Source organism: Salmonella sp. SAL4457, assembly GCF_046548235.1.
Lineage (GTDB): Bacteria > Pseudomonadota > Gammaproteobacteria > Enterobacterales > Enterobacteriaceae > Salmonella > Salmonella enterica.
In genome coordinates, this window is the sequence record NZ_JBGDZO010001338.1 from 1 (window position 1) to 235 (window position 235).

Annotated in this window: 1 pseudogene; it reads right to left on the reverse strand. The window is 48.5% G+C overall.

Annotated elements, in window-relative coordinates:
- Positions 1 to 117, reverse strand: a pseudogene (locus ACLJNW_RS28535) (bile acid:sodium symporter); the annotation flags it as partial.
- Positions 118 to 235: the final 118 nt, after the last annotated feature.

Below are 235 nucleotides of genomic sequence, written 5' to 3' on the forward strand. Positions count from 1 at the left end.
CATCAGTAGTGTCGCGACCCACGGCCCAACAGGAGTAAAGGTGGATGGTGTGTAATACGCAATGAGAGAGAGCAGCAGCGCCCATAACGGGAACAGCCGGGTAATGACGGCGAGCATGTTGTTTTCCTTGCAAGTATGTTGTGTTTGTTATCAACGGGTCAGGATCGAGCCAGACCATAGTTATTGTTTATCGCGTGAAGGAAGAGTATTCAAACAAATTACGCTCATGATCCAG